We start from the raw sequence: 15,577 nt of genomic DNA on the forward strand, positions 1-15,577 counted from the left end.
CCACTTTCTTAGTAAAAAAGAAGCTTGCGGGAAAATGTGGCAATGACAATAGTGGCACAGACAACCAAAAACTGACTTGATAGGACTTGGACAGAGTATTGCCAAAAAGAAGTTTGAATTGCGCCGAAATTGGGAATTTGAATAATTACTAAATAGATAATGCCGATGATATGCACGGCGAACATGCCACTAAAGCAACTAATTGCCATTCGTTCTAAACTTGGGGGTTTCAAAAAGGCAAGATATCCGCAAATCCATCCCCCAACCACAAATCCTAATAAATAGCCAAAGGCTGGAGATTTGAGATATTCCAATCCGCCACCTTGATAAAACACGCCAAATCCACTTAACCCCAAGATGATATAGGCAACTTGCGATAGCAATGCAGCATTGCGACCACCGAGACAGCCTGTGAGTAAAACTGCACCGATTTGCAGCGTTGCCCTGATTAGTTCAGTCTCAACATTATTGCCATCACCCGTGAGGGATGGAAAAAGTAAAGAAGGGCGAATGAATGTGCAGGCAATGGTTAACAGCAACCCCGATAAAGCCCACATTAGCTGGAATGGTTTTGGTACAGACATCTCAATGGGAAAGTAGAGGCGATTTTAAGCAAGCGAGGTAAAGGAATTAATTTCCCGCCTTCGGCGGGAAATTAATTCCTTTACTGCTACATGACGAATCAAACTGAGTAGAATCCTACACGAATTTCGCTATATCTGACCAAAGGCGATGATTGCATTTTGTCCACCAAAACCGAAACTAAAGTTAAGGGCATATTGGAGGTTGGGAGCGCTCTCAGATTGGGAAACCATGGATAAATCAAAGGCGGGGGTTCGCATTCCCACACAGGGGGGCAACTGCCGATCACGCAAAGCTAATAAACAAAAAGCTGCCTCAATCATTCCCGTTGCGCCAAGGCTATGCCCCGTTGCCCCCTTAGTACCACTGACGGCAGCATGAGGACAAAATTGTTGGATCAGATTAGCTTCACGGGCATCATTCATCATGGTTGCGGTTCCATGCACATTGATATAGCCAATATCCGCAGGTGTAATTTGCGATCGCAAGAGACAGTCTTGCAGGGCAACGGCTGCCATCTGATTATCAGGGTTAGGGCTAGTGGCATGGTAAGCATCATTGGTAATTCCCCAGCCTAAAACATGACCATAGATTTTTCCGCCCCGTTTTTTGGCAGAGCTTAAGGATTCTAAGACTAAAGTTGCTGCACCTTCTCCCAAGGCAAAACCTGAGCGTTCTTGGCTAAAGGGATGCACGCCTGATTTGGCGAGGACACCAATTTTTTGAAAACCTGCGATCGTTAAGGGCGTAATCGCGGCATCGGTTGCCCCTGCGATCGCAATTTCACAGCGACCTGCTCGAATTAATTCCGAAGCTTGAGCAATTGCCCAGTTCGCAGTTGCACAGGCTGCCATCGGTGCAAATACAGGCGACTGGGTTTGGATTAATTGGGCAATATGTGCCGATAATGTCGCTGGTTGTAAATGCCTCCAATATTGACCAAATTGATCAATATGATTAATAAATTGCTGGTCATGCTGATCATATTGATCAAGCAACAACTCTAATTCTCGTTGATGACTACGGCTAGAACCAATTACCACACCACAATTGACTGCGGGAAGTTCCATATTTGCATCGGTGATTGCGGCGATGGTAGCTTTGTGGAGTAGAAATTGCGATCGCGATCGGAACTGCGCTGATTCTAAAGATGATTCTGAGGAGTGAATTCTTGCTAAGGGCAACTCCAATTGCTGATCAAACTCGATTCCCGACTTGCCCTGTAAAAGTTTTTGCCAAGTGCTTTCACGATCAGCGCCGATTGCCGTAACTATGCCAATACCTGTGACCACCACAGTATTGTCACTATCATTCACTAAAGATTTCATTTCAGACTACTTTAGGCAAGCTACTTTAGGCAAAATATTAGGCAACATGATTTGCTCCAGAAGCTCCTTCGATTTGATCGACAGGAACCATCCAAATCTTATTTTGGTATGGTCGCCAAACTGCACTCATCACGTAATGATTACGAAGGGAAATGATATGTACATGGGGAATGCCCGAAAACTTGGAGCAAGCCCGCAAAAAATCTAGGGTTCTAATCAGCCGACTATGTAAGAAGGTTGCCATTTCTTCGCTACAATTTTGACGTAGTAGCGGTATGACTTGAGGCGATGTATTGCCTCTTAGCTCGTAAATAATATGGGTTTTACCTTTATAATCAATTTTTCGCGATCGCACTTCCCATCCGCAGATTACGCCGAAGCCAATTACCGCCATTCCTAAGTCAATATGAAAGTTCCGCATTTGGAACTTGGTATCACTGCTAATATCAGTTTTGGTGTTATAGCCAGTCCAAACATGGAATTTATCGAGATTTTCATCGTCAATATCCACGGCGGAACGATAGGGGGAACTGATGATTTGGTTAGTGTCGGGGGGAATCTCTGATGGCATACTTGTCTCATCGGTGACAGCATTAGATCGATTATGCAAAATCATGGCAGAAAATTAGCATTTTTGAATTAACTTCGCATTTAATTCTTTAAGAATACAGAGTATGTATGGCTTTCCAAAGTCCGAATAGTTATCAACAGTTGCAACCAAAATTTTTACAGCAGCAATTGCTGCAATATCAGCGCACCTTAATCACTAATATTTCCCTGTTAATCGGGCTGGTTGTAACTGGGACATTGGGATATCGGTTAATCGAAGGATGGAGTTGGTTTGATGCACTGTACATGACTGTGATCACACTGGCGACCATCGGCTATGGGGAAACAAATCCCCTGCATATGCAGGGACGTATCTTTACGGTGATTTTAATCGTGATGGGAGTCGCGACGATTAGTTACATTGCCACTCAGTTTACGGCAGCAATTGCCAATGGTCACATCTATAATATTTTTCAGGCGAGGCGACAACGGAAGTTTATGCAATCATTGCACGATCATTACATTATTTGTGGATTTGGGCGCACTGGTAAACAAGTTACTGCGGAGTTTGCAGCCGAGGGGAGTATTTCTTTTGTGGTGATTGATAGCGCTCCAGAGGCAATTGAGCAGGCGGAACAGATGGGATATCCCGCGATTCAAGGTGATGCGGCGCTTGATCAAACCCTCCTTGCCGTGGGAATTGACCGCGCAACTTGCATTGTGGCAGCGCTGCCATCGGATGCCGAGAATCTCTATACGGTACTATCTGCAAAAACATTAAATCCTGAGATTCGGGCAATTGCGAGAGCCAGTAATGAGGAGGCAATGCAAAAGTTGCGGCGTGGTGGTGCTGATGAGGTGATTTCGCCCTATATCACGGGTGGAAAACGCATGGCGGCGGTGGCTTTGCGTCCGCAGGTAATGGATTTTGTTGATGGTATTATCGCTGGTGAAAATCGTTCTTTTTATATTGAAGAATATCGGATTGATGACTCAAGTTATGTGGGAGTTTCCTTAAAAAAAGCGAGCCTTAGAGCGCAGACAGGAGTTCTCGTTTTGGCAATTCGTCGCGCTGATGGTCATTTGATCGCGGGGCCAGATGGAAATACGGAAATTTTAGAAGGGGATGTATTGATCTCGATGGGAACTCCTGAGCAGCTTAGGTCACTCAATCAAATCCTTAGTCCGCTCGACAAGAAAGATCAAATTCGGTTGCCACGTAATAGGTAACTGAACTGTGAACTGCCAAATTTCGCCAGTTATAAATATTCAAACTGCGATCGCAATGACGATTAATTCTGTCTTTGGATTGCAGATTCAGGCTGAACAAGTTCCCCTTGAGATTGCTTATCCCAAATACAATGCCCATTACACATCAACAATTGCCTTAGCACTTGCCCATCGCTTGCAACTGGCAATCTTAGAGATTGCCGATGCGATCGCAAAAAGCTGTTCCCAAAATCCAGAAATTACTGCTCAGTGGCAGATCCAAGTAATTGGTAAAGGTTGGCTAAATATTTGTCTCAGTGATGTTTATATTTCTGGATGTCTTCGTAATTTGTTGCGATCGCAAATTGGGGGAATTGAGTATAGAAATGGTATGTGGCAAAGGTGTGATATTTCGCAAAGTGCAATTACACAGACTCTTGACCTAATGGTGCAATACGCCTATGCCCGTTGCTGTGCCTTAATGCGTTTAGCGGTAAGAGAGAATTTATGGTTAAAAGATGAATCATTTCCAAATATCCTCAGTTACTCAGAGATATCAGAAATTAATCTGTTGCTACAAAATTTTGCGATCGCAAACTATATTGCAACCGATCTAGAAAATAAGTCTTTATCCCGATTCAAAGAGCGATCCAAATTATGGCGGTTGCTTGCCAAGACTTTTTTGGACTTTTACGATCGTTGCCAAATTTTTGGTGTGAGTCACGAAGTGGCGATGAAACGATTATTCCTAATTCGCGTTACCCAAAAGTTACTTCTAGCCAGCACTTTACAAGAATTTCAACTCTTGGAATACTTGTGAAAAGGCGAGTGGCGGCGCATCGCGCCGCCACTCGCCTTCTAGATATAGTGATTAAAACATCCCTGCGGATTCATAAAGACGACGGATTAGTGCCATGATTTTGCGATCGTAGAGTAGATCATTTGCCCAGCGTCCCGTCAGTTGCGCTAATGATGGGGCAATCCCTCTCGCGACCAAATGGAATCTAGGAGCAACGATTTCATGGGCGAGTGGAGCATGGCTAGCATAGGCTTTGAGTTGTTGAATATGCGCTCTAACACCCGTGCGTTGATCAGGAAAACTTGCCCCGCAATTATTGTTTTTTGCCTTGGCATGGTTAATCGTACCGAGACTGGCAAAATTGTTCTGTTCAGGTTCAACACCCTTGCCAAAACGCAAAAATTCTGTCTCGATACACATCTGACAAAAAGCAAGATCGTGATTTACGCCCTCAATTTCCGCTTCTTCGCGATAGATGCGTGGTAAGTCTCCATAGTTGTTGAGGGCAGCTTCGTTATTGTTTTTGAGAAACATCAATAGCTGTACTTCTGATGCATTACCCATGCCCATAATGTGATCGATTTTCTCCACACATAGCTTAAATATTGTTTTTAGATAGAGTGTGCGTGTGGAGCTATCCCAAGATACCGAAACATTCAGTTCACGTAGAGCAATCGCTTGTACATAGACAATATTTTGATAGCGCAGACGACAGGAGAGGGGAATTTGATGCAGCTCAAATCCAAGACGATCGACCAAATCAACAGGTACAAACACATTACCTGATATCAGAATTCCCTTCTCTTCATAGTTCTGAGCATTGAGACTGATTTTAATTTCTGGATAGGTGACGGTGGGCTTCGGGTTTTGACGATTAGGAGGCGTGAAGACGGGGATAGTGGTAGCGGTTTCGCTGAGCCATGCTTGCAAACCATCGGCAATCCCGATCGCATAATCCCGTCGTCTAGTTTGCATTAATAAACGATCCTGTGAGTTATTGGCAAATACCAATTCCATTAGGATGGCAGGAATTGCGACCTGACGACAAAAACTCAAATTGCCAATACTTGCCACTACATCGGGTTTTGCGCCACGATTGATGATTTCAGGAACTCGTTTGGTTAAAGAACTGGTAAGTATTTCTGCTTGCCTTCTCCTCAGGGCATTATGCGTAATGTAATAAGCGGTTATGCCACGAAATTCCGATATATTCGTGATGTCAATTTGGAGAGATATCGCTACATCATCAGAAGTTGCCCTTGCATTAATCCATGCGATTGCTTCTGTCAAATTCAAATCATCACTGGGCGTGGCGATGGCGATGCCTCGCGATCGCAATTCGGCAATTACTAAGTCCCTTGTTGCCACTAGCTCAGCGGTATCACTAGTGACACCCGTAAGCTCATGGCGATCTCCCAAGGAACTTTCAAAACCACTATGACCTGCGGAGATAAATACTTTGCCCATATTCCTATCTGCTAGCCAATTTCAGCAACCAAAAAAGTCTCCGTAAGTCTATCAGTTTTTTTCCTGTTTGATTTTTTATTTGATTTTTTATTGGCAATTAGTTTCATAATTAATAGATAGGCTTACTGCTGGTTTATCAGGGCGGGAATCTCCAAAAATACAAATCATGAAAAAAAGAGTTAACCTTACCTTCCCCAAGCGAGCAATTAGTATTCCGATCACCTATCGGCTTGCCAAGGATTTCAATATTGCCGCCAATATTATTCGCGCTCAAGTTGCCCCAAATAAAGTGGGCAAAATGGTACTAGAGCTATCAGGTGATATCGATCAACTCGAAGAAGCGATGGACTGGATGCGATCGCAAGATATCGAGGTTTCATTACATGGTCGCGAAATTGTAATAGACGATACCGCCTGTGTCGATTGTGGCTTGTGTACAGGAGTTTGCCCTACTGAAGCTCTCACTATTGATCCGAAAACTTTTCAACTATCCTTCATGCGATCGCGCTGTGTTGTCTGTGAGCAATGTATTACGGCTTGCCCCGTCAATGCCATATCCATCAACCTGTGACCCTGAGTGTGACCCTGAGCAGGGCAAAGAGTAACTCATGGGAGAGATAGGGCAATTTTTTGCCCTTGAAGCAACTATAATGATACAAAAAGTAACAATTTTTCATAAACCCCTTAATCAACTAAACTTTGAGTCATAACTCATGCATTTTGAGTTTTTTTCGTTAGAAATTATTCAAGGCTGGATTCAGCAGTACGGTTACTGGATTGTCTTCTTTGGCATCATGCTAGAGAACGCAGGTATACCACTGCCAGGAGAGACAATTACCCTTGTTGGTGGTTTTTTGTCTGGCAATGGTGAACTGCGATATCCACTAGTTCTCGTCTGTACTGTGATCGGTGCGATTTTAGGCGACAGTGCAGGATATTGGTTAGGTCGCTGGGGTGGTTTGCCCGCGCTCGAAAAAATTGGCAAGTTATTTCGGATGCCCAGTGATGAAATTGCGATCGCAAGGGAAAAGTTTCGCGGCAGTGCCGATCGGGCTGTCTTCTTTGGTCGATTTATTGCTATTCTCCGCATTTTTGCGGGACCCATGGCAGGGCTATCGGGGATGCCCTATCCGCGATTTCTGTTTTTTAATGCCACAGGTGCATTAGTTTGGGGAACCGTCACCACAGGTGTTGCCTACTATGCAGGAACCTTGATTCCTCTAGAAACACTAGTCTCTGGGGTTGTCAAAATTAGCTCCATTATTTTAGGTGCTGTGCTGCTCTGGTTTGCGACCCCTCCTGCGTTCCGTTGGCTCAAGGGAAAGTTTACGAATTGGCGCAGTCAGAATAAACCACATCCCCATAAATCTCAAATTCCTCAGCCCAACCTCACATCCGCCCAAGAGTCATCGGTGTTACTACCGATTGCCGATGAAAAAGTAATGATTAGAATCGACAAAGAATAATAAACAACAAGGTACAGCGTAACGCTGTACTTCATGAAAAAACAAGAAAGGCTACCCTTGGGTAGCCTTTCTTGTTTTTACGGAGAGAGAGGGATTCGAACCCTCGGTTGCTTTCACAACATTCGATTTCAAGTCGAACGCATTCGACCACTCTGCCATCTCTCCCGTTGGATATTCTAAAGCATGATTACACCTAACACAAGCAAAAAAATAAAGACTCGCGTTGCGAGTCTTTATGGTGGTTATTGTCAGTCAATAACTAACTAAAATGCAACTATGCTTTCACCGCAGACATTGACAGGGTGTAATAGCCTAGTTGGTTAGGAACTCTCTCCCACTTACCATCCAACTTACCCTTAGACAAGTTCTTGGTAACGCGATCCTTAGCTTGACGGAAGTTTTCTACGGAAAGATCACCATAGAGAGCCTTCACAACACTATCAGCATTTACAAACTCGCCCTTGCGTTCCTGTAGCACCTTCTCGATGGCATCGGTTAAGGTGTTACCTTGATAGAGAGGACGCATAATTAAGGAGCTTGAACGTCCAGACTTTTTCGATGGAGCCTTGGTCGCCGCTACTTCAGCCTTTTGTGCAGCTTTGCTGACCTTTGCTTTAGGAGCAACGGCTTTGGTTGCCTTGGGTGCTTTCACCTTTGCCGCAACGACTTTGGTTGCCTTAGGTGCTTTCGCTTTTGCCGCAGCTTTAGTTGCCTTAGGCGTTGCCGCTTTTGCCGCAGCTTTGGTTGCCTTTGCAGGAGCTTCAGTCTTTGCCGATGCTGCTCTACCACGCTTGATCGTGGAGGTAGGGATAGTTTTGAGCGTATCCAAAGAGATGGTGTAATAACCAAGTTGGTTAGGAACACGATTCCATCGATCTTCTCCTTTACCCTTAGAAAGATTTTTGGTGACTCGCTCCTTCGCAACGCGGAAAACTGTTTCAGTTAATTCTCCGTACAGGATATTTACTACATCATCAGCATTTACAGCTTGACCTTGACGTTCTTGCAAAATCTTTTCGATCGCTTCTGTCAGAGTAAGACCTTCGTAGGCAGGTCGAGTTGTCAAAGACCCGCGACGATGTCCTCTCCCTCTTCCTTTAGCAGCAGGTGTAGCGACGGGGGCTGCTTCAGTTGTAGTGACAGCTTTAGGTTTGCGACCTCTTGTTGGTGCAGTTGGAACTACAGCAATTACAGGAACGGCAGCGACGGATACAGCTTCTTTCTTTCTGCCTCTTGTCTTAGGAGCTTCCGCAGGAAGAGTGCCTAGTAGGGCTTCAACATGGGCGAGTTGAGCACGGGCTTGAGCAACTTTGTCTTCATATTCAGAGAGAAAGCCTTGTAAGTGACTCTGCAAAGCTTGTAAGGACGCGCCAAAACCCTCTGGCTGTAAACTTACAGGTAGATCGATGGTCATATTAGAAGAACCCGAAAAATAATAGTAGTTAATTGATTTGATTAGTTTGTTTCCTCATATTTTTTCTCTATGATGGAATAAACTCATCATTTCGTTCTATCACGTTTTGAGAGAACTCGCAATAGTTTAGAAAGAATTCTCACTAATGCTTATTTTTTAAGATTCAGAAGAAACCTCGCTTCGGCGGCTCGATCGCTGTTGGGGTAACGATCAAGCAGCTTTTGCAGGTAACTAGATTGCTCACTGAGAAAGAAACTAGAAAATAGTAAATCATCGGTAAATTGACTCTGGGGAAACTTTACTTGTAATTCTGTGATAACGCCATCAATCCGTCGTTGATAGTCAGAGCCGATGTTCTTTTCCCTTTGCTCATAGTCTTTGTAGGAGAAGTAACGATCGTCGCTAGTTGGAAGGTATTGATTGCTGTCAGCGAGTCCTGCGGGGGGATGGATACGTTGAGTTTCTGCGAAAGTGTGGTTTTCCCACTGATTTAGCAGGGTCATCGCTAACATGTAGAGAGATTTTTCACGCAGGTTTGGGGGAAGGTTGCGATCTTCGAGTAAGTTCTGATAGAGGGAAATTGCGATCGCATTTTGACTTCCTGCTTGATATTTGGCGAGAATCTCGGCTTTACTGCGTTTTGAAGGATTACAAACCCACCAGCGAACGCAATCCCATTCCATAGGGAGAAAATAGGCGCGTCCACCATTCCAAATCGGTAAGTACCCATTTTCCCATCCCCCTATACCCGCCCAATTGGAGGCAATTTGATAGCGTGATTCGGGAGTATTTTCGCTTTGCCATTGTTGCAGTTTTTGCCAGCGCTGCCTTTGTTCATTCAATAGCTCTTGAGCATCTTTTTTAAAACTTTCAACACGAGTATCCTCATTCCACCATTTACCTTGAGGATGGTAATAGGCTTCGAGAACTGAGTCGGGAATATTGGCTAACTGGATATTTACCGAAATCTCTAGGGCTTTGGCATAGTTGTGTGAGCGAGCATATTGAATTGCGATCGCATATTCTAAAAGTGGTGCGATGGGGCGGCTGGCTGGCTCTTGCAATAAGGTTTGCATCTGTTCGATCGACAAGCCGACATCAAGGAGCGTTCGCACATGGGGAAATGCTAAATAAACCGCATCCCGATCTCCCATCGGCTGCGTCATCATTTTGATCCAAATTCGCATTGCCCCGACAATATCGTTATTGTCCTGTAGGCTTAGGGCAAGGAAGTAATTCGCATCATCTGCTCCTGAATGCTCAGCATAGCGCCCTAGCCAGTCTTGCCAAGCTTGAAGACGTTCCTTTTCTGAACGTTTGGCATTGCGATCGAGGATGGCTTGACTGCGAGGCTGTCCATCAAAATAGGAATGCCCCGTTAAATCGCCATACTCACGGCAAGCCTTGGCAAATTTTGACTGTGGATATTTCTCCACTAATCCCAACAAGAGGTAATAGGCATAATCCCCCTTAGCGGCAAAATTTTCGTAACTGACAATCTTCGAGAGGGAATGAAGCTGAGCAAGATCCTCATTCAAAATTTTGCTGATCAATTCTGTCCCCTGTGGATCATCGTGGCGATCCAGTTCGGCAATTGCCCAGATGCGATCGCTAGCGCTTGAATCATTGGCTAAAGAACGAAAGAAGTCTCTCGCAAAGGGTGTAATTTCCCCTGCTTTCATTGCCCCTAATCGCTCAACTAAAATGTTTTCTTGGGCATCACTGGATAACTTTTGATAGAGAGTGACTGCGGCTTGAACTTGCGATGTATTGGGTCGCTGAATCTGCTCATACTGCACCCATTCCGATAGACCAACAAAATTCTTTCCCTTGTCGTATCTATTTTTGCCAAACATTGCTTCATAGCCCAACAGTTGTGTCAAAAAGTCTAAGTTGAACTGGCTGTAGTATTGAGGGGAATTTTTTGGTTCAAGATTTGCCTTGGCTAAACTGATTAATTCCTGACGCACTTGTGAATCATCAAGACCAAAAGTTTTTTCCCATTCCCGATTTTGTCCTTCCGATCCATAGGGGGCAATATCGTAAAAGTAAGGATAGGTCAATCGCCGTTTAATATGCCCTTTCAGCCAGAGAGTTGTGTAGGGCTTGCCAAGACTGATAATTCCTTCAAGACCATATTTTTGTCGAGTTTCGTCACGGGAGCGCGTGTAATAACTCAGCAATGGATATGCCTTTGCGCCATACTTTTTCCAAACTGGATTCGTCACAGGATCTTTCCCCCACTTGGCCGCAATAATATCTTGGCGAACGGCTTGGGCAATCTCTTGCCATTGTGGATCGAAGCGGAGACGGTCACGCAGAACATCATCGATTTCTAGTTGCGAAATTTCCTCTGCGCTGAAGGAATCGGCTAATTTAGACGCTTCGATTGGACTAGGTATTTTGACGGAGCGTGATTGAAATACTTCTGTTGCCTTCAGTGCTAACCCCACTGAGAAAAGCGCAGCAAAAATAGACAATACATATAGCTGTTTCTTGGCAAGTCTTGTGTGCATTTCAGTCTCCAACGCAGGCAGATGATTGACAGAAGGCGTTCAGTCTAAACCTAAAATCAGAGCTTGTGCAGCCCACTATGCGAGCGGCACAAGCTTCTAGATTTATGCTGAACTACTATCATTAAACTTGATTTCGGTGAGATAGAAAGACTTCTCAGCAATTTGCAATACATCGCCTTACGTTGAATTAAAATCTTCTTTAAAAGCAAAGGTGGTGCATCGCACCACCTTTGCTTTGTTACCTGTCACTAAAAGAACAGATGACTTTCAGGTTGAATATTGATTTCCATTGGTACGGCTTGCGGGTCAGCGGAAAGAGCAAACATGATTGCATTGGCGGCCGTCTCTGGAGTTAACATTTTGCTGCGATCGACCTTGAGACTTACGTTATCCCAAAATGGCGAATCGATTCCCCCAAAATAAAAGAGAGTGACCTTAATTCCGAAGCGGCGCAGTTCATCCGCCATGCATTTACTAAAACCAACCGCTCCAAACTTAGACGCACAATAAGCCGCCGCCATTGCCATGGGATGCTTGCCAAGAATCCCAATTACATTACAAATATGCCCAATCTTGCGATCTTTCATCACGTTGGCAACCGCTTGGCTAGTATATAAATTACCCTTGAGATTAAGGTCAAGCATCTGGTCAAGTTCCTGCGGCTCGATGCGAAGGAATTGCTTCATCACACCCGCACCTGCGGCATTCACTAATACATCAATCTGTCCAAATTGCGCGATCGCAGTTTGCACCATTGCTTCTACTTGCTCAAATTTAGTGATGTCCGTCGGAATTGCGATCGCAACAGCATCGTAATCATCTTCCAAATTATTGACCAGTTCCTCTAACTTGGCAGAGTCTCTCGCCACCAGCACTAGCTTTGCCCCTAACTCTGCTAATTTCGGGACAAGCGCTGAACCAATTCCACCTGTTGCACCGACAACAACAACAACTTTATTTTGCATTTTAAAAATTACGATTTGTTTACAATACTTTATACTTCTTTACATAATATAGCTATAGCCAAGGTAAGTTAAGACATAAAAACAAAATAGAGTTGCGGCGCGAAGCGCCGCAACTCTGATCTTTCAATGGGAAGGGAGTATGCAGTAGAATAAGCCATAGATTTTTTATTCATTGCTGTTATGAATCAACCCGATAACCTAGAAGAACGCTTTCGTCAGCTAGAGCGCGAAGTAATGGGCAGTAAGCAACAAACAAGTAGCCAACCCCATGACCCCAACAAACGCGCCGAGCCAGAATTTGTCGCTGTTGGTCAAGGTGTTGATGCTGCTAAAACTAGCTTAGGAAGTTTGATCGCTTGGGTAAATAGTCTGACTGGCGCAACTAAAGTTGCTGCTATTGTCGTGATTGGACTAGTCTCATTTACAATCCTGAGTTTTGTATTTAAACTAGTAACAGCCGCCATTTCCATCGGCATCATGGCGCTAGTTGGTTTTATTTTGTATAAAGTCTTCTTTGAGCCAACTCCCAGCAAATCATAAAGATATTGACTGTGCAAATGTCTTTAACAAACTACTAAATGTCTATCAGGACTAACTCCTATGACTATCTCCCGTGCATCCCGTAGACCAATTCAACCCAAATTGCGTTCTATGCCTCTACGTAAGACCCCTTCGGCGCTATATATTCAGATGCATCAACTCGCCAATGAAAAAGAGCGCTTGCAGGAAGAACTAGTGCGCGTCTGCGATCGCCAGCAACAAATCGTGAATCGCCTTGCAGAACTCGATCGCAATTTGGCGCAACTAGATCTTGATGTGGAGAATAATGCGGTAAGTGCGGAGATGTCAGAAACTCAGTTCTTAAATAAGATTAAAGCTAAACCCACAGAGCGTATTCACACAACCCGAAATACTACCTATGAAAGTATGACCATCGAATACTAGTTCATATTTCTAAATTATTCCTATTGACAAGTTTAAGAGACACCCAATGGGTGTTTTTTTATGACTATTACAATAGATATAATGCAGCCAGTCATAACAGGATTAAGAAAATGGGTAAAAACAAAGACAAATCAACCGATAAAGAGCTATCTGGCTCGATTAATATCGGCATTTCTGAAGAGGATCGAATTGCGATCGCAGATGGACTATCGCGCTTGCTCGCCGACACCTACACCCTCTATCTCAAAACCCACAACTTCCATTGGAATGTAACGGGGCCAATGTTCAATACATTGCACCTTATGTTTGAAGCCCAATATACCGAGCTAGCTCTTGCCGTTGACCTCATTGCCGAGCGCATTCGCTCCCTCGGAGTACCTGCCCCCGGCACATATTCCGCCTACGCGAGACTTACCTCAATTCCTGAAACCGAAGGAGTCCCCAAGGCAACGGAAATGATCAAGCTGCTTGTGGAAGGTCAAGAGGCAGTCACAAGAACTGCTCGTTCCATTTTTGCGATCGTCGATCAAGCCAGTGACGAACCAACTGCGGACTTGTTGACACAACGGATGCAAGTCCATGAAAAAACTGCATGGATGTTAAGAAGTCTACTAGAAGAATAGTTACGATCAATCACCCCGACTGTAAAGCAGGTGGGGTGATTCGTTTTAGGATAGGATAGCCTTCTAGAATGTAAGCATCTCAATCCAAGTTGAATAATCCGCTTTTCCTGACAATTTTCCCGATCCTGTTTTTGTTGTTACAAGTCCCCGCGACACTTGTACTCCTAAAACGTCTTAGCACTGCCCGCGATCGCAATCCACCGTTACTGCCGCTTGAGCCATCCGCCGAAGCTTTGGCTAAGCAAAATCCTCAAGTCTCGATTGTGATCCCCACACTGAATGAAATTGAGAGATTACCGACCTGTCTAGAGGGGTTGCGCGATCAAGCTGCTAAGGAAATTATTATTGTCGATAGCCGCTCACAGGATGGCACACCCGAATATGTGCAGAAATTGCAACAGAATTTCCCAATTCCTTTAAAGTTGATTACCGATGATCCTTTGCCCACAGGGTGGGTAGGTCGTCCTTGGGCATTACACACAGGCTTTCTCAACAGCGACCCAACTAGCGAATGGATTTTGGGTATAGATGCCGATACCTTACCCCAACAGGGACTAGTGGCTAGTTTTGTGCAGAAAGCCACTGAAGACAATTTTGATATTGTGTCACTTTCACCTAAATTTATCCTCAAGACCGCAGGTGAGCAGTGGCTACAACCTGCATTACTAATCACATTAATTTTTCGATTTGGCGCAACAGGCGATCGCAATCAATTTACTGAAGAGCGCGTTATGGCAAATGGTCAGTGCTTTCTATCGAAACGCGCCAAACTAGTTGAGCTAAATGGCTACGAACTTGCCAAATCATCCTTCTGTGATGATGTGACTCTCGCTAGAGCCGCCGCCCAAAAGGGAGCAAAAGTTGGTTTTCTCGATGGTGCAGCCTTGATGCAGGTACGGATGTATACCTCTATGTCTGAAACATGGCGCGAATGGGGGCGATCTCTAGATCTTAAAGATGCCTCGACACCGAGCCAAACCTTTGTCGATTGCCTATTACTCACTGCGGTTCAGGGATTACCAATACCGTTGTTGATCGCCCTATCAATTTGGCAACCGCCATCATCTCTATTAATCACAGCTTTATTTTGGCTTAATGCCTTTTTAGTATTCATTCGCAGTTTACTAGTATTCGGCATTCGTACCAGCTACACCGAAGTTGGGTTTTGGTTTTGGCTATCTCCCCTCGCCGATCTGTTTGCGGTACTCCGCATTTGGATCTCAGCATTTACAAAACCCAAAAGCTGGCGTGGGCGCACTTATAAGTAGCTAAGCAAAATTAATTACATAAGTTGAACCAAAGTCTCGAAGAACTTTTTCAACATAAGAGACTAAACTTTCCCAAGATTCATATGCATTGAGTTCAATCCACTCATACTTCATGAAACGCCACAAAATTTCAATCAAGTTCAACTGGGGACTATAAGGGGGTAACTGGAAAATCTCAACTTGCTGGTTCTTCCACTGCTCTAATTTCTCTTGAATCAGTTGACTGGTATGAATAGAGGCTTTATCCATAACAATCACTGTTGGCTTGGTAGATTGACGAGCAAAGTCATCGATACAAGCGAGAATGACTGCACTGGTGATACTGCGTTCAAAAACATAAGCAGATAAGTCATTGTTTCGATTCATCAAACCCACGACATTTAACCTCTTACTGCGTTGACTGGGTAAGCTTAAACCCGTCCCTTTCTCTTGCCAAGCATAGGGAA

General features: G+C 44.4%; 16 protein-coding genes and 1 tRNA gene. 8 read left to right on the top strand and 9 right to left on the bottom strand.

Annotated elements, in window-relative coordinates; translation table 11 throughout:
* Window positions 1–8: 8 nt before the first annotated feature.
* The 3 genes from H6F41_RS04190 to H6F41_RS04200 form a co-directional block, all read right to left on the bottom strand.
* The gene (locus tag H6F41_RS04190; protein ID WP_190402222.1) at window positions 9–584 is read right to left on the bottom strand and encodes a biotin transporter BioY; all 576 of its coding nucleotides are present in this window, start codon (window positions 582–584) and stop codon (window positions 9–11) included.
* 129 nt (window positions 585–713) lie between these two features.
* Window positions 714–1,910: a beta-ketoacyl synthase N-terminal-like domain-containing protein gene (locus tag H6F41_RS04195; RefSeq protein WP_190402223.1), complete on the bottom strand. Its 1,197-nt coding sequence runs from the start codon at window positions 1,908–1,910 to the stop codon at window positions 714–716.
* Between the two features lie 37 nt (window positions 1,911–1,947).
* Window positions 1,948–2,526, bottom strand: coding sequence for a hypothetical protein (locus H6F41_RS04200; protein ID WP_242022906.1), 579 nt, complete (start codon window positions 2,524–2,526; stop codon window positions 1,948–1,950).
* A 62-nt stretch (window positions 2,527–2,588) separates the two neighbouring features.
* Between H6F41_RS04200 and H6F41_RS04205 the strand changes: the two genes are divergently transcribed.
* Both H6F41_RS04205 and H6F41_RS19225 read left to right on the top strand, forming a co-directional pair.
* Entirely contained in the window at window positions 2,589–3,689 is a 1,101-nt protein-coding gene (locus H6F41_RS04205) for a potassium channel family protein (protein WP_190402224.1), read from the top strand.
* 7 nt (window positions 3,690–3,696) lie between these two features.
* Window positions 3,697–4,488, top strand: coding sequence for a DALR anticodon-binding domain-containing protein (locus H6F41_RS19225; protein WP_190402225.1), 792 nt, complete (start codon window positions 3,697–3,699; stop codon window positions 4,486–4,488).
* 51 nt (window positions 4,489–4,539) lie between these two features.
* On the opposite strand, the gene tftA is transcribed toward H6F41_RS19225, so the two are convergent.
* Window positions 4,540–5,934 carry a hormogonium tapered terminus morphoprotein TftA gene (gene tftA / locus H6F41_RS04215; RefSeq protein WP_190402226.1) on the bottom strand — a complete coding sequence of 465 codons (1,395 nt, stop codon included), beginning with the start codon at window positions 5,932–5,934 and terminating at the stop codon, window positions 4,540–4,542.
* 166 nt (window positions 5,935–6,100) lie between these two features.
* On the opposite strand from tftA, the gene H6F41_RS04220 reads away from it, so the two are divergent.
* Both H6F41_RS04220 and H6F41_RS04225 read left to right on the top strand, forming a co-directional pair.
* The gene (locus H6F41_RS04220; RefSeq protein WP_190402227.1) at window positions 6,101–6,505 is read left to right on the top strand and encodes an NIL domain-containing protein; all 405 of its coding nucleotides are present in this window, start codon (window positions 6,101–6,103) and stop codon (window positions 6,503–6,505) included.
* A 142-nt stretch (window positions 6,506–6,647) separates the two neighbouring features.
* The gene (locus H6F41_RS04225; protein WP_190402228.1) at window positions 6,648–7,400 is read left to right on the top strand and encodes a DedA family protein; all 753 of its coding nucleotides are present in this window, start codon (window positions 6,648–6,650) and stop codon (window positions 7,398–7,400) included.
* Window positions 7,401–7,480: 80 nt separating this feature from the next.
* Here H6F41_RS04225 and H6F41_RS04230 read toward each other — a convergent pair.
* The 4 genes from H6F41_RS04230 to H6F41_RS04245 form a co-directional block, all read right to left on the bottom strand.
* Window positions 7,481–7,565 (bottom strand) — tRNA-Ser (locus tag H6F41_RS04230).
* Window positions 7,566–7,674: 109 nt separating this feature from the next.
* Window positions 7,675–8,814 (bottom strand): hypothetical protein, encoded by a 1,140-nt coding sequence (locus H6F41_RS04235; protein ID WP_190402229.1) that lies wholly within the window; start codon window positions 8,812–8,814, stop codon window positions 7,675–7,677.
* A gap of 149 nt (window positions 8,815–8,963) precedes the next feature.
* Window positions 8,964–11,330, bottom strand: a complete 2,367-nt coding sequence (locus H6F41_RS04240) for a hypothetical protein (RefSeq protein ID WP_190402230.1) — start codon at window positions 11,328–11,330, stop codon at window positions 8,964–8,966.
* A 248-nt stretch (window positions 11,331–11,578) separates the two neighbouring features.
* Window positions 11,579–12,295, bottom strand: coding sequence for an SDR family oxidoreductase (locus H6F41_RS04245; RefSeq protein ID WP_190402231.1), 717 nt, complete (start codon window positions 12,293–12,295; stop codon window positions 11,579–11,581).
* Between the two features lie 180 nt (window positions 12,296–12,475).
* Between H6F41_RS04245 and H6F41_RS04250 the strand changes: the two genes are divergently transcribed.
* The 4 genes from H6F41_RS04250 to H6F41_RS04265 all read left to right on the top strand — a co-directional run bounded on the left by H6F41_RS04250 (window position 12,476) and on the right by H6F41_RS04265 (window position 15,131).
* Window positions 12,476–12,835, top strand: coding sequence for a hypothetical protein (locus H6F41_RS04250; RefSeq protein ID WP_190402232.1), 360 nt, complete (start codon window positions 12,476–12,478; stop codon window positions 12,833–12,835).
* A gap of 60 nt (window positions 12,836–12,895) precedes the next feature.
* Window positions 12,896–13,240, top strand: coding sequence for a hypothetical protein (locus tag H6F41_RS04255; protein WP_190402233.1), 345 nt, complete (start codon window positions 12,896–12,898; stop codon window positions 13,238–13,240).
* Window positions 13,241–13,350: 110 nt separating this feature from the next.
* Window positions 13,351–13,863: a Dps family protein gene (locus H6F41_RS04260; protein WP_190402234.1), complete on the top strand. Its 513-nt coding sequence runs from the start codon at window positions 13,351–13,353 to the stop codon at window positions 13,861–13,863.
* An 89-nt stretch (window positions 13,864–13,952) separates the two neighbouring features.
* A complete protein-coding gene (locus H6F41_RS04265; protein ID WP_242022907.1) occupies window positions 13,953–15,131 on the top strand; it encodes a glycosyltransferase in 1,179 nt (392 codons plus the stop codon).
* Here H6F41_RS04265 and H6F41_RS04270 read toward each other — a convergent pair.
* Window positions 15,132–15,577: IS630 family transposase (locus H6F41_RS04270; RefSeq protein ID WP_190401965.1), on the bottom strand; the 446-nt coding region annotated here is incomplete at its 5' end.

Origin of the sequence: Pseudanabaena mucicola FACHB-723 (assembly GCF_014696385.1) — a bacterium.
GTDB lineage: Bacteria > Cyanobacteriota > Cyanobacteriia > Pseudanabaenales > Pseudanabaenaceae > Pseudanabaena.